This is a genomic window from Hydrogenophaga sp., from assembly GCF_030373225.1.
Taxonomy (GTDB): Bacteria; Pseudomonadota; Gammaproteobacteria; order Burkholderiales; family Burkholderiaceae_C; genus Hydrogenophaga.
In genome coordinates this window covers 95,736-109,937 of the sequence record NZ_JAUCZG010000002.1, presented here as the reverse complement: position 1 = coordinate 109,937, position 14,202 = coordinate 95,736, and the positions used below count along the sequence as shown (strand labels likewise).

General features: G+C 68.8%; 8 protein-coding genes. 2 read left to right on the top strand and 6 right to left on the bottom strand.

The genetic code is table 11. The features are described 5' to 3' along the window. Position 1: 1 nt before the first annotated feature. From QUV35_RS01780 to QUV35_RS01760, 5 genes are all read right to left on the bottom strand, one after another. Entirely contained in the window at positions 2-748 is a 747-nt protein-coding gene (locus QUV35_RS01780; protein WP_300870422.1) for a MotA/TolQ/ExbB proton channel family protein, read from the bottom strand. A 27-nt stretch (positions 749-775) separates the two neighbouring features. Beyond that, the gene (locus tag QUV35_RS01775) at positions 776-1,462 is read right to left on the bottom strand and encodes an energy transducer TonB (RefSeq protein WP_300870523.1); all 687 of its coding nucleotides are present in this window, start codon (positions 1,460-1,462) and stop codon (positions 776-778) included. Positions 1,463-1,703: 241 nt separating this feature from the next. Next, positions 1,704-2,813 (bottom strand): alpha-hydroxy acid oxidase, encoded by a 1,110-nt coding sequence (locus QUV35_RS01770; RefSeq protein ID WP_300870421.1) that lies wholly within the window; start codon positions 2,811-2,813, stop codon positions 1,704-1,706. After that, positions 2,810-3,490: a Fe2+-dependent dioxygenase gene (locus QUV35_RS01765; RefSeq protein ID WP_300870419.1), complete on the bottom strand. Its 681-nt coding sequence runs from the start codon at positions 3,488-3,490 to the stop codon at positions 2,810-2,812. The genes QUV35_RS01770 and QUV35_RS01765 overlap by 4 nt, the downstream gene beginning before the upstream one ends. A gap of 86 nt (positions 3,491-3,576) precedes the next feature. Next, positions 3,577-5,880, bottom strand: coding sequence for a TonB-dependent siderophore receptor (locus tag QUV35_RS01760; protein ID WP_300870418.1), 2,304 nt, complete (start codon positions 5,878-5,880; stop codon positions 3,577-3,579). A gap of 263 nt (positions 5,881-6,143) precedes the next feature. Here QUV35_RS01760 and ahpC point away from each other — a divergent pair, with 263 nt between their 5' ends. Beyond that, positions 6,144-6,707, top strand: a complete 564-nt coding sequence (ahpC, locus tag QUV35_RS01755; RefSeq protein ID WP_300870417.1) for an alkyl hydroperoxide reductase subunit C — start codon at positions 6,144-6,146, stop codon at positions 6,705-6,707. Between the two features lie 193 nt (positions 6,708-6,900). Further along, a complete protein-coding gene (ahpF, locus tag QUV35_RS01750; RefSeq protein ID WP_300870416.1) occupies positions 6,901-8,493 on the top strand; it encodes an alkyl hydroperoxide reductase subunit F in 1,593 nt (530 codons plus the stop codon). Positions 8,494-8,545: 52 nt separating this feature from the next. Here the strand turns inward: ahpF and QUV35_RS01745 are convergent, their stop codons facing one another. Further along, on the bottom strand, positions 8,546-14,176 hold the full coding sequence (locus QUV35_RS01745; protein ID WP_300870415.1) for a CHAT domain-containing protein: 5,631 nt from the start codon (positions 14,174-14,176) through the stop codon (positions 8,546-8,548). Positions 14,177-14,202 lie beyond the last annotated feature (26 nt).

Below are 14,202 nucleotides of genomic sequence, written 5' to 3'. Positions count from 1 at the left end.
CTCAGGCTTTCTTCATCGGCAACACCTTGCCGTCGCCACCCGCGGTGACGCGGGCGCCAGTCACGAAATAGGCGTGCAGGTCGTGGGCGAAGCGGTTGAGCTGGTGGTTGATGCCCTTGTTGCCCCGCACCAGGGCGTTGTAGCCCAGCACCGCAGGAATGGCCACCAGCAGGCCCAGCGCGGTCATGATCAGCGCTTCGCCGATCGGGCCGGCCACCTGGTCGATGCTGACCTGGCCGGCGGCGCCGATGCCCAGCAGGGCGTGGTAGATGCCCCAGACCGTGCCGAACAGGCCGACGAAGGGCGCGGTGGAAGCCACCGAGGCCAGCACCGACAGTCCGGCCTGGGCGCGGGCATTGAAATCGTCCACGCTTTTGCGCAGCGAGCGCTCGACCCAGTCGCTCACGTCCAGGCTGTCGTGCAGCTGGCGTTGGGGCGGTGAGCCGTTGTGGCCGTCCTTGTGCAGGATGTGGCGGGTCGATTCGCGGCCTTCCAGGGCCACGGCGCGAAACGGATTGCCGTCGGGCGAACCCAGCTTGTCCAGGCCCTCGGCGAAGTCGGCGCTGTGCCAGAAGCCTTCCACGCCCCTGGCCTGGCCGCGCTGGGCGCGCTGGTCCAGCGCCTTCCACACGATGATGATCCAGGTGGCCAGCGACATGACCAGCAGCACGAGGGCCACCGAGCGGGTGACCCAGTCGCCCTGGGCCCAGACGTGGGCGATGCCCGAGGCTGCGAATTGCGGTTCCATGATGTTCCTGACTCCTGGGGACGGGGTTTATTCCAAAACGAAATTGATCGGCACGTTGAACCACATGGCCTCGGCCACGCCGGCGCGTTTGCCGGGCACGTAGCGCCAGCGCAGCACGGTCTGCAGGGCCGTCTGGTCCAGTCGCTCGAAGCCACTGGACCGGCGCAGCTCGGCACGCGAGGCGGTACCGTCCACCTCGATGAACACGCGCACCACCACCTGGCCCTGCTCACCCAGTCGCCGGGACAGTGGCGGGTAGGGCGGACGCGGGTTGTTGAGGTAATCCGCGCTGCTCGAGGGCAGGTCGATGCGGGGGGGCGCCGGGGGCGCGGGCGGGGCCGGCGGGACGACCGGCGCCGATGCGACGGGGGCGGGTGGTGCGGGGGGTGCGGGTGGACCGGGTGGGACCATGGGCGCCAGCACCGAGGGCTCGGGTGTCGGCACGGCCACCGGTTGCGGCAGGGGTTGGGGGACCGGCCGGGGTTTCGGTTTCGGTGGTGTCGGCGCCGCCACCGGTGGTGCCGGTGGTGGAGGCTCGACCACCGGCTGCGGCGGCTCGATGAATTCGGCCAGCACCTGCACCGGAATCACCAGTTCGACCGCCCGTCGCAGCAAGCCGTTCTGAAGCGCCCAGAGCGCGGCCACATGAAGCGCCACCACCGCAAGCACGATGGCAAGGCGGCGCTGCAGGCGGGAGGGCGCGGCGGCGAACATGGTGGTGGGAGAGGGCGCCAGGGTGGCGCTGAGTGGGCTCATCAGTTTAGCGAGGTGGGGCGTGCGGGCATCAGGTGCGAAAGATCCAGCACACGGCACCCAGGGTCAGGATCAGGCTGCTGCCGAGGGCGACAAGTCCAGTGGTCATGACGGGTCCTTCAGAGGGTTGGCGAGAGAGGCATTCACGGTGTCCATCATAAATGAGAATGCTTCGCATTTGCATGAAGGCACGGGAAAATGTTCAAGGGCCGGTGGCGAACAGGACGCCCGGCGCGTCGGCCAGGCTGCGGCAGCCGGTCAGCGCCATCGCGATCTCGAGCTCGTCGCGCAAGAGGCGCAGCACATGGGCCACACCGGTGGCTCCGGCATTGGCCAGGCCGTGCAGCACCGGTCGACCGACCAGCACGGCCGACGCGCCGAGCGCCATGGCCTTGAGCACGTCGGTGCCGCGCCGAATGCCGCCATCGACCAGCACCGGCGCATCGCCGGCGACCGCCTGCAACACACGCGGCAGCAACGCGGCGGTGGCGGGCATGGTGTCGAGGGTGCGCCCGCCATGGTTGGAGACGACCAGCCCGGCCGCGCCGCAGGCCAGTGCCTGCCGGGCATCGTCCGGATGAACCACGCCCTTGAGCAGCACCGGCAGGTGGGTGATGGAGCGCAGCCAGGCGATGTCGTCCCAGGTGGGGGCGTGGGTCATGAGGTCGTCGAACAACGCGCTCTGCCCCTGCTGCAGCGCGCGCCTGGCGGGCGCCACGCGCCCGGCCAGATTGACCGCCGTGATGTCGGGAGGTCGGCGAAAGCCGGCGCGGCGCTCGCGGTCGCGCGCTCCCTGCACCGGCGCATCGACCGTGAGCACCAAGGCGTCGAACCCAGCCGCCTCGGCGCGCTGCACCAGGGTCTGCATGAATCCGCGGTCGGGCAACAGGTACAGCTGGAACCACAACGGCCCGCGAGCGGCCTCGGGCAGGAAGGTGCGCGCCACGTCTTCGAGCAGGGTGCTGGCCTGGGTGCTGAGCACCAGGCCCGCGCCGAGTGCGGCTGCGGCGAGCGCGGTGGCCTGCTCGGCGTGCGGATGGGCCAGCCGCTGGTACGCCATCGGCGCAACCATGATGGGGTGGGGCCATTCGCGGCCCAGCAGGTTCACCCGGGTGTTTGCGCCGGACACACGGCGCATCACACGCGGCAGAAGTTGCAGCTGTTGCCAGGCCTGCACGTTGCCGCGCAGGGTGATCTCGTCGGCCGCGCCGCCGTTGAAATAGGCCCAGACCGATTCGTCGAGCACCAGGCGCGCGTGGTGTTCGTGATCGGCCAGGCTGACCACGCCTTCGGGCAGCTCCACGGGCGTCATGTGTCGGCCCACTGGCGCAGCAGGTTGTGGTAGGTACCGGTGAGCGCGGTGGTCTCGGGGGTCTCGCCGAGGCGCTGGCGCAAAGCGAGCAGGTTCATGTCGAAGTCGAACAGCAAACGGCGCTGCTCATCGCTGCGCACAAGACTCTGCACCCAGAAGAAGCAGGCCAGGCGCTCGCCCCGCGTGACAGGTGTGACCTGGTGCAGGCTGGTGCCGGGATAGATCACTGCGTGACCGGCGGGCAGCTTCACGCGGTGTTCGCCGTAGGTGTCGGACACCACCAGCTCGCCACCGTCGTAGTCGGCCGGATCGTTCAGAAAGACGGTGCATGACACGTCGGTGCGCACGCGCTCGCCGCCCTGCAACACACGAACCGCGTTGTCGATGTGATGGCCATAGGCGTTGCTGCTGCCGGCGTAGCGGTTGATGCGCGGTGTGAAGACCTTGAGCGGGAGCGCAGCCGAAAAGAAGCTTGGGCTGCGATCGAGGCCTTCCAGCACCATGGCGCGTATGGTTTGCGCGGCTTCGCAATCGTGCGGCAGCTGCAGGTTGTTCTTGACAGCACGTGCCTGCGGGCCGGCGCTGTCGCCGCCGTCGCTCCAGGGGGCCTTGCGCAGGGCCTCCCGGACCGCGCGCAGGTCGTCGGGATTCAGGATATCGGGCAAGGTCAACAGCATGGGAAGCGTTTCTTTGTGGCGTGGGGAACTGGCAGAAAGCCGCCCCAGGTGTCTGCAGGGCGGCCCAAGCCGCGGGTGTGGTGGAGTCAGAACTTCAGGCTGGCGGTCACCTGCAGCGTGCGGCCCGCCCCCGGTACGTAGTGCGCCGGGTACAGCGCGTCGGCATAGAGCTTGTTGGTGATGTTGGTGAGGTTGGCCTTGAGGATCAGGTTTTCGAAGTCAAAGCGGTACTCGGCCATGAGATCGGCGGTGACAAAGCCGGGCACGTGGAATTCCGACCGCAGAGGCTTTTGTTTGCTGCGGAAGTTCAGGCCGGCGCCCATGCGCAACCTGGGCGTGAGCTGCCAGGTGCTCCACACCGTGCCGCTGTGTTCGGGGGTGAGGGTCGGGCGATCTCCCACGCGCTCACCCGGGGTGTTCTGCGTGCAGGCACCCGTGGCCGGGCAAGGGGCCGCCTTGTCCACCCTGGCGATCGGGATCCACATGTAGGAGCCATAGACCTCCCAGATGGGCGACAGGCGCCCCGACATGTCGACCTCGAAGCCGGCCACATGGCGCTTGCCCGAGAGCGTGACCACCGGCAGGTCGGGGTCGGTGTTGCGCTCGTTGAGCTTGGTCGAGCGAAACAGCGCCAGCCGAGTGGTGAAGCGCTTGTCGGCCGAGTCCAGCTTGGCGCCGATCTCCAGGTTGATGCTTTTCTCCGGTGGCGTGTCCACGTTGCTCGCACCCAGCGAATAGGCGTCGCCCGAGGTGTTGAACGAGGTGCCTGCCGACGCGTGGAACGAATGCAGGGCATCGGGTTGCCACAGGGCGCCCAGGCGCTGGCTCACTTCGGACACTTTCATGCGGTAGCTGGTCGTTGTGACCGGGCCGGGGGCGTTGTTCGGGATGCCGAAGGCGTCGTAGTCGCCGGTGAGCTTGTCGTAGCGCACGCCACCCACGAGCTTCCAGGTGGGTGTGAGCTGCACCATGTCCTGCACATAGGCGCCCCAGCCGGTGGACACGTACTGGTTGTTCACCCGCAGCACGCGCAGGGACTCGTCCACGAATGCGCCGTCGTTGGGTGTGCCCACGGTGGTGAGTGGTTTGGTCGGGACCACGCCGCCTTGCAAGGCGTTGCGCGCGGCGTACACCGTCTTTTCTTCGCGCGAAGCGTCCACACCGGCCAGGATCTCGTGCTTGAAGCCCAGCGCTTCGAATGTGCCGTTGTAGTCGCTCTGCAACTGCACGGTGTCCATGTCCTGGATCTTCAGGTGCAGGTTGCGCTGCAGAACGGTGTCGGGGCCGAAGTTGGTCAGGTTGGCCGCCACGCCGCCGGGCTGGAAGCCTGCGGCCGCAAAGCGGATCGCTCCCGAGCGCTGGTCACGCCTGAACTGGCCCACACGCACCTGGGTCTTGACCTCGCTCTCGCGATCGAGCCGGTGGATGTGGCTGAAGCCGGCAATGGTGGCACTGCCGTCGTTGTAGTCGCTGGCCAGACCGTAGTGGTTCTTCGGGTCCAGCGGCAACAGCACGCGTTCGGTGGCGGGCGCGCCGGCGTACGGCGCGATGAACGGAATGCCGTAATTGATCCCGTTGTTGTTGTCCAGGTTGTAGATGCTGGCCTGAAACTCGTTTCGCTCGCCAATGCCCCAGCGGTAGGCTGCCGCCACACCGTTCTTGTCCAGGCTGGAGCCCGAGCCATTGTTGTCGGCCCTGGTCACCATGGCGTTGATGCGCAGCGCCGCGTCGGGCCCGGTCTGGATGTTGAAGTCCCCGGTGGCGCGCCGGTAGGCGTGGCTGCCCAACGTCAGGTCGACCTGGTGCTCGGTGATCAGGCGCGGCACCTTGCTCACCTGGTTGACCGCGCCACCGGTGGAGCCGCGGCCGAACAGCATGGAGGCGGAACCTCGCAGCACTTCCATGCGGTCGAGGTTGAAGGTGTCACGTTCGTAGAAGGCCGGGTCGCGCATGCCGTCGATGAACAGGTCTCCGGTGGCCTGCAGTGAAAAACCGCGCAGGCGAATGTCTTCTTCGGCGCCTTCGGCGGCCAGAAATGTGATGCCGGCGGTGTTCTTCAGTGCTTCCTTGACGGTGTCGAGATTGCGGTCGTCGATGAGCTTCTCGGTCACCACGGTCACCGACTGGGGAATGTCGCGCAACTGTTGGCGGCCCTTGCCGATCCCGGTTTCCGTGGCTCGCAGGGCGTCCTTGCCTTCCGGGGCTTCGGCCTGTTCGCGCACCGTCACGGTGGGCAGCGTGTTCGATGGCGTGGTTTGTGCCAGGGCGCTCAGGGAGCCGGCCAGCAGCATGGCGCCCAGGGGCAGCATCGCGGTGGATGCCGTGGAAGGCGCGGAAAAGGCGGGGCGAAGGGCGGTGACGGTGCGCTGGCGGGTTTTCCGTTGGGACATGGTGGCAACAAGCTGAAGGGGTTTTCGGCTGGCTGCACGCAGGGCGTTCTGGCTGGCTGGAAGGCCGATTCTATAACAAACAAGAACGATTCGCATTCAAGTAAAAGGCGTGTTTCTGCTGCAGCGCAACACCCTGGCTATCGACCAGATAGTGACTATCAATAAAGAATATCGATAGATCCGGGCTATAGTTCAACCCATCGCTGCGCAGGCAGCTCCGTTTTCACCCTTCCCGCAACTTCATCATTTCCAAGGAAACCACCATGTCTTTGATCAACACCACCGTCCAGCCCTTCCAGGCCCAGGCCTTCCACAACGGCAAGTTCGTGCCCGTCTCCGACGCCAGCCTGCGCGGCGAATGGTCGGTCCTGATCTTCATGCCCGCTGCCTTCACCTTCAACTGCCCGACCGAAGTGGAAGACGCTGCCGACAACTACGCCGAGTTCCAGAAGGCCGGTGCCGAGGTCTACATCGTGACCACCGATACCCACTTCGCGCACAAGGTGTGGCACGAGACCTCGCCCGCCGTGGGCAAGGCCAGGTTCCCGCTGATCGGTGACCCGACCCACACGCTGACCCGTGCGTTCGGCGTGCACATCGAAGAAGAAGGCCTGGCACTGCGCGGCACCTTCATCATCAACCCCGAAGGCGTGATCAAGACCGCTGAAATCCATGACAACGCGATCGCCCGCGACGTCAAGGAAACCCTGCGCAAGCTCAAGGCCGCCCAGTTCGTGGCCAACAACCCGGGCCAGGTGTGCCCGGCCAAGTGGAACGAAGGCGCCAAGACCATCACCCCTTCGCTGGACCTCGTCGGAAAGATCTGAGGCACCCCCGCGCCGCGCCTGCGGCGCGTCACCCCCTTGAGGGGGCCATGCCTGCGGGCCGGCGCAGCCGGACCCGCGGCATTCCGGGTGGATCCACGCGATCTCCCAGCACTGCTGAGTACCGCAGCCCGATGGGCCTTTCCGGCTCATCCACCGGCGGCATTGATGCCTCAACCCCTTTCAGGAGAATTTCATGCTCGACACCAACCTCAAGACCCAGTTGCAGGCTTACCTCGGCAAGCTTCAGCGCCCGATCCGTTTGATCGCTTCGCTCGACACGAGCGCGGGCGCGGCCGAGATGAAGGAGCTGCTGCAGGACATTGCAGCGCTCTCCGATCTGGTGAGCTTCGACGAGAGCGGCAGCGATGCGCGCAAGCCGTCGTTCGTGATCGCCCGCGACGGAGAAACCACCGGCGTGCGTTTCGCGGCGATTCCGCTGGGCCACGAGTTCACGTCCCTGGTGCTGGCGCTGCTCTGGACCGGTGGCCATCCTCCCAAGGTCGAGGCCGCGGTGATCGATCAGATCAAGGGTCTGGAAGGTGACTTCCATTTCGAGATGTACATGAGCCTGTCGTGCCACAACTGCCCCGACGTGGTGCAGGCGCTCTCGCTGATGTCCATCCTCAACCCCGCCGTGAAGGCCACCGTGATCGACGGCGGTCTGTACCAGGCGGAAGTGGAAGAGCGCCAGATCCTGGCCGTGCCGATGGTGTTCCTCAATGGCGAGCTGTTCGGCTCGGGTCGCATGCTGCTCGAAGAGATCGTGGCCAGGCTGGACGTGAAGTCCGACGAGCGCGAAGCCGCCAGGCTCAATGCCAAGGATCCCTACGACGTGCTGATCGTCGGCGGCGGTCCGGCCGGGGCCGCTGCTGCCGTGTACGCCGCCCGCAAGGGCATCCGCGTGGGTGTGGCCGCCGAGCGTTTTGGTGGCCAGACCAACGACACCATGGCGATCGAAAACTACATCAGCGTGCTGGAAACCGACGGCCCGAAGTTCGCCGCCGCGCTGGAAGCCCAGGTGCGCCACTACGACGTGGACATCATGAACCTGCAGCGCGCCGACAAGATCGTGCCGGCCACCGAGGCGGGTGGCCTGGTGCAGGTGCAGATGGCCAACGGCGCGGTCCTGCAGGCGCGCAGCGTGATCCTGTCGACCGGCGCGCGCTGGCGCAATGTCAACGTGCCCGGTGAAGCCGAGTACAAGAACAAGGGCGTGGCCTACTGCCCGCACTGCGATGGACCGCTCTTCAAGGGCAAGGACGTGGCGGTGATCGGTGGTGGCAACTCCGGCGTGGAAGCCGCGATCGACCTGGCCGGCATCGTCGGGCACGTCACGCTGGTGGAATTCGCCGACGCGCTCAAGGCCGACGCGGTGCTGGTGAGCAAGCTCAAGAGCCTGCGCAACGTGAGCATCCATGTGAACGCCCAGACCACCGAGATCACGGGCGCTGGCGGCAAGGTCAATGGCCTGTCGTTCAAGGACCGGGTGAGCGGCGAGGTCAAACACGTCGAACTTGAAGGCGTGTTCGTGCAGATCGGCCTGGTGCCCAACACCGAGTGGCTCAAGGGAACCGTGGCGTTGAGCCGCCATGGCGAAATCGAGATCGATGCCAAGGGTCACACCAACGTGCCAGGCGTGTTCGCCGCCGGCGACTGCACCACCGTGCCCTACAAGCAGATCGTGATTGCCGCAGGAGATGGCTCCAAGGCCGCGCTCAGCGCCTTCGACTACCTGATCCGCCAGCCGGTGGTGGCTGCCGAATCCCGGGAGGCTGTGGCGGCCTGAGCCCCTTCGCCGGGGCGGGCAGCCCGCAGCGGCGATTCGATGAACCGGCACCTCAGGGTGCCGCGTGGCTGCGCAGCACGGCCAGCAGGTCTGTTGCAGCCCGCTGGTCGGCGCCGGACATGCCGCGCAAATGCTCCAGCACGAAGCCCAGCTGGTCGGCGACCGAGGCCCACATCCAGCGGGTTCCGGCGCGCCGGTGCAGGTCGTCGAAGCTCGCCAGCACGTCCGGCAATTGCTGCGCCAGTGTGTGACTTGCCAGCGCCTCGTAGACGCTGAGCTCGGGCAGGCCCACCACGCTCCAGAAATCGGGGTCTTCGCGCCGCTTGCACTCCAGGCTTTGTCGCAGCCGCTGGATGCGATCGGCCTGCGCAGCCGTCTGGCGTTGACCGTTGGCGCGCACCAGCAGGTCGGCCGCCACCAGATTCAAGGCAGGGTAGAAGAGGTCCGAGAGACCGGTCTGCATCGCCAGTGCTTCGGCTCGGCGGTAGTGATCGGCCATCTGCGTGAGGGCATGGGTGGTGGCCGCCGAGGCCTGGCCCGCTGCCGCCAGCGCCTCGAGCCGGGCGATGCGCTTCCAGGTGGAGCCGAGCAGACTCTCGCGTTCCACCGTCGGCGCCAGGCCCACGAGCGCGTCCAGCCGCCGGACCGCCTCGCCCAGCTCGGTGCGGCCCTGTGCGACCAGCGCCTTCACGGTGGCGGGCCGGGCGCCCCGGGTGAGCGCGTCTTGCAGCCGTGTCCAGGCCTGGCGTGCTCCCAGGTTGGCCAGCTGTTCATTGGCTTTCACCGATGCACTGCCGTCGTTGGCCGCCACGGCGCGCCGGTACCAGTGCAGCGCGCGGTCGATGTCGCGCGCCGCGGCCCAGGCCACGCCATAGGCTTCGGCCACCGCACCCATGCCGCCCCATTCGCCTTCGAACCGGGCCTCGAGGTAGCGGATCTTCTCGCGCTGCGACGCTTCCGTCGCGCCCTGCGTGGCGCTCTGCACCGCCAACGTTTCCAGCGCCAGCGTCAGCGCCACGGGCGAGGCGATGCCGGCGTACAGCGTGGTCAGTGCGGGTGGCGCGCGGCGGGTGTCGATCTCGTGGCGTTGCCAGACCCAGTCCGGGTCGCCGTAGCACTGGTAGGCGGCCCAGGTATTGCCTTGCGGGTTGGCGTTGTAGGCCGCCAGGCGTCCGGCGTGCACCGCGTCCATGAAGCGCTGGCCCGACAGCAGCGAGCGGTAGAACGCGCCGGCAAACAGGTTGGCCGGTTCGTCTTCGACCGCCCAGCCGGCCGCCACCACGCAGCGCACGCCGACCCGGATCAGCTGCCTGGCCACACCCGCTGCGAACAGGGCCCGGTCATAGCCGGTCTTGAGCAGCTTGTCGGGGTCGGCCGCGAGGTGGCAGCAGTTCAAAAACACGAGTTCGGGCACCACCCGCATGGCCTGCACCTCGCGTGGGCCGAGGAAGGTGTCGTCGCTGAGCACCACGCCACGCAGCAGCGGCGGCTTGCCCGGGCGGTGCAGTTCGGGTTCGCCGTGACCGGCGATGTGCACGATGCGGTAGCGCCGCGCCAGCAGCGCGGAGGTCACCGCGGCAGCGTCCGGCCCCGGCTGGTCGCCAACGGCGTTGAGCGCGTGCACCCGCGAAGGGTCGAGCCCGAGCTGTCCGCTGAGCGCCTCGACCACGGCGTCGGCCTCGGCGCGCGCGGCCGGCAGCGGGGGGTAGCGCGCCGGGTCGCACAGGGGTTCACCGATCACCAGCACACCGTCTTCGAGGCGGGCATCGCTCACCTGGCTGCGAAAGGCGGCGGTGCGCAGGCGGCGCAGGAGCTTGTTGCGGATCGCCCAGGGCGCCGGCGGCCCGCCGCGCCCGTCGTCGGGCGCATCCAGCAACTCCCACGGAATGGCGGCGGTGCCGTCGTCGACCTCGAGCAGCAGCTCGGTCGTGCCGCCCAGGCTGGCTTCCATTTCCACCGGCACCAGCAGCTGGAACAGCGTGCGACCGATGCTGCGGTCGCGGTTGGCGTCGTTGGACGCCCGGCGCACCAGCTCGCCCACCAGCCGCGCCTGGGTGGCCTGCGCGCGCACCTCGGCGCGTGCGCGCTGCGTGTCCAGGGTGTAGACGATGCTGGGCTCACCCGCCTCGTCGTTCTCGGTCACAGCGCTGATGAAGTCGTAGGCGGTGCCGCGGTAGCCGTTGTCCAGCGGCCGGCGCAACGCCCCCACGCCGGAGCGGACCGTGGGCCAGAGCGTGAAGTGGTCGGGTGCGGCCGCGCTCAACAGCTTCAAGGCGTTCCACGCGTCGGTGGCGCGGTCGAGGTAGAGCTCCACGATATGCAGGTGCTGAACCTGCGGCCAGCCGCCCGCCTGCAGTTTTTCGTTGGCCTCGCGCACGCCCTGGGCCAGCGCCTGCGCCGAGGCGTTCACGCTGATGCCGCTGCCACCGCTGCCCACCAGCGTGATGGCCAGTTCAAAGCCGCTCGGGCCGCCCCCCGGCCCCTCGGCCACCCGCTGCGCCCAGGCCAGCGTGGCCTGGCGCACGGTGTGGGTGATTGCCGGGCTGCGCAGCTTGCCCTCCGCGCCCAGCCCCACCACCACCACATGGGGCGGGCGCGGCAGCGACAGCGGGCTGTCGGGGTCCTGCCGGTTGTTGATGAAGATCTGGTGGGAGCCGGGCACTTCGGGGTACAGGCCGGCGGCCAGCGAGGCGGACATCGCCCCCCCGATGAAATGGTCCACCACCGCCTCGGTGCCGCTGAGGGTGGAGGCCACGTAATGGCCGACCATCAGTGCCCGGCTGGTGAACTTGAGGTTGGTGTTGTGCACGCTGATGTGCAGCAGCTGGCGCGGCGCCTCGGTCGCGGTGGAGGGCTCGGCCACCGGCGCCATCAGCTCGGCCAGGCCGGTGGGTGGCACGACCACCACGCTGCGCTGGCGCGACGGGCGGTTGCGCACCAGCGCACTGGCCGGCGCAGCGCTGCCGCGCAGGCCTGCAGCCGCGCCCACCGCCGGCAGTCGCTGGGTCTCGCCTTGTTCCAGCAGGTCCAGGTAGGCCGGGAAGGCGGCTTTCACATCGGGCAGGTCGCCGTGAGAGCTGTCCACCCGCCAGGCACGCACGCCGGGCAGCAGTGCGTTGTCCAGCGTCACGCGACCGTCACCGCCCTCGGGCTGGTCGAGATACACCAGGCCCTCGCGTGCATCGAGTTCGAAACCCGCCGGTGTGAAGCGGGCCTGGCCCACCACCATCACCAGCCGGTCGCAGAAACCCGGCAGGGCGGCGTCGCGCTGCTGGTCGAGCCGGCGGCGCAGCGCCACCGCCTGGTCGAGCACTTCCTGCGTGGGCACGCCCCAGCGGTAGATGGCGCGCTGGCTGGCCGGGTCGTGCCAGAAGTTGGCGTCTTCCAGCGCCTTCATGTCCTGCTCGGCGAGGGTCTGCCAGCGTTCGCTGTGAGACAGCCCCAGCGACGGGTCGAGCAGGCCGGTCTGCAGTTGAAGGAAACCCGGCATGGCCGCCATCAGGCGGCGCGCCTGGTGGTCCTGGAACGGCAGGCCGAAGGCGGCCAGCGCATTGCCCATGGTGTCGTCGCCCGAGAGCACCTGCATCGGCGCGAACGAGCCGCCGTTGGGCGTGCCCAGCATCAGCAGCCGCGCGCCGGGACGCTCCAGCCAGCGCTGCCACACGTCGGGCCGCTCCAGTTGCACGGTGCGGGCGACCACGCCGCCCATGGAGTGCGCGAGCAGGCGCACCGGCTGGCCGCTGGCCGAGCGCGCCGTCAGGGCCTGGTCCATGACCTCGGCGAGCCGAACCGCTTCTTCCTCGATCGGGCGGCGCCAGTCGAACGAAAACTCGATGACCTCGTGGGTGGCCGACAGGAACGAGGCGAGGTCGTCGTAGACGCTGCCGATGGCGCCATCGGGCAGCACGCGCTCGCCGCTGTCGGGATAGGCCAGGCGCCCGAGACCGCCGAGGATGCGCGCGCTCAACCAGATGCGTTTGCCACCCACGCTCAGGTGACTGCCCAGGATGCCGGGCAGCAGGATCACCGCCGGGCGCCCGGACGCCGGTGGCAGGCCGGCCGATCGCGGCACGCCGCGCAGCCCGTCGCTCGAACTCCCGGCCCACGACATCGGACCGATCGGGCGGAAGCCCGCCGGCGTTTCCTGCACCAGCGCGTTGCAGATGGCCTCGGCCGTGCCCGGCTCGCTGAAGTAGCTGAAGTGGGTGACCTTGCCGCCGCGTTCGAGCACGAAGGTGGCCGCCGCATGGCCACCGGCCGGGGCGCGCGGGGCGCCGCCATACATCGAGCGCGTCTGCACCACCAGGTCGTTGTCGGTCCAGTAGAAGGCATCGGCCAGCAGGGTCTTGACCCAGGCGGTGATGGAGTCGCCCTGGATGTCGCCCGCCACCACCCGCAACTGGCCCGGCAGCGGCCCCGCGTCCTTGCCTTCGCTGGTGTGCAGCCACTGCACCAGCGGGCTCTGCGGCATCATGCATTCGAGTCCCGGGAGCAAGGCCGGGTCGGTGCGCTGGCTGGCCACCTCGCCGATGAAATCGAGCAGCGTGGGCGCCACCGGAATCGCGGCCAGCTCGAGCGACCACTTGAGCACCGACACGTAGGCGTCGAGCCGTCTGGAAGCCAGCAACGTGCCGCGGGCCGGGCAGGCCACGCGCACCACACGCTCGACGCGGATGTCCCGCTCCTTGAGCTCGGCGGCCAGCTCGCGCAGCGCCTTGAGCTGGTTGCGGTGCGCGGCCACCTTGAAGGGAGCCAGGGACTGTTCGTCGAGATCGGGTTTGGCACACACGCGCGCCAGCACCTCGGCCACCAGGCCGCCACGCGAATGGGTGAGCAGGTGCAGCCGCGCGCCATCGGGCAGCGCGCGCACCAGCATCAGCGCGTTGTCGATCGGGCTGGCCGTCAGGGTGGGGTGGTCGAAGCCGTAGACCCGGTCGCCGTGGCGCGCGAACAGCTCACGCACCCGTTGCGGATGGTGCTGCCACAGCTTCGCGAAGGTGCCGTGGGTGTTGGAGAAGGTGCCATGCAGCAGCACCAGCAAGGGGTCGGCAGGGTTGGCGGCCGGCGGCACCCTGGCGAGCCGTTGACCCGCGCCCTTGAGCGGGGCGGCGAAGGCGGCGGCCGACAGCGCGTAGAGGCCTGGCTCCACCTGGTCGTCGACGCGCGCGGCGATCCTGGCGGCGGTGACGCGGGAAGCCGGCTCCAGCAGCAGACCGGTGACCACCTCGATCGCCGACAGCAGCACATCACCGAGCCGTCCACGGGTGGCCCCGCGGGAGGCGCCCGCCTGCTCCAGCCCTTGCCAGCCGAGCTGTGCCGGCACCTGAACCTCGGTCGTCGGCCCGCCGGCCGAACGGCTGCGGCCCTGGGCCGCCAGGCCGCTGCGCGTGAGACCCGACTGCGCCAGCATCAGGTCGCGCGCGGTTTCGGGGTGCAGCATGAGCGAGGGGCCGTTGCTGATGTGCAGCACGACCGCGTCGAGCCCGGGCCGGGCGCTCAGGCGCACCGCATCCACGCTGCCCCGGGTGGCGCCCACCTGCACCCGTTGCACCGAGGTGCCGCGTCCGCCGAAGGAACTGCCTGCGGCAGCGCCCCCGCTGCGTGTGCGGCCGGCGTCCGTCGTGGTCTGCCCGCGGACGATGAAGGTGATGGGTGGGGAAGGTGCGTGGGAGGTGGTGGCCATGGGGATCTTTCGGCAGCGGGTGGGTC

Bases quoted from the DNA above. Each gene is read 5' to 3' on its own strand.
- QUV35_RS01780 (WP_300870422.1), bottom strand. From the start codon at position 748: ATGGAACCGCAATTCGCAGCCTCGGGCATCGCCCACGTCTGGGCCCAG.
- QUV35_RS01775 (WP_300870523.1), bottom strand. From the start codon at position 1,462: ATGTTCGCCGCCGCGCCCTCCCGCCTGCAGCGCCGCCTTGCCATCGTG.
- QUV35_RS01770 (WP_300870421.1), bottom strand. From the start codon at position 2,813: ATGACGCCCGTGGAGCTGCCCGAAGGCGTGGTCAGCCTGGCCGATCAC.
- QUV35_RS01765 (WP_300870419.1), bottom strand. From the start codon at position 3,490: ATGCTGTTGACCTTGCCCGATATCCTGAATCCCGACGACCTGCGCGCG.
- QUV35_RS01760 (WP_300870418.1), bottom strand. From the start codon at position 5,880: ATGTCCCAACGGAAAACCCGCCAGCGCACCGTCACCGCCCTTCGCCCC.
- ahpC (WP_300870417.1), top strand. From the start codon at position 6,144: ATGTCTTTGATCAACACCACCGTCCAGCCCTTCCAGGCCCAGGCCTTC.
- ahpF (WP_300870416.1), top strand. From the start codon at position 6,901: ATGCTCGACACCAACCTCAAGACCCAGTTGCAGGCTTACCTCGGCAAG.
- QUV35_RS01745 (WP_300870415.1), bottom strand. From the start codon at position 14,176: ATGGCCACCACCTCCCACGCACCTTCCCCACCCATCACCTTCATCGTC.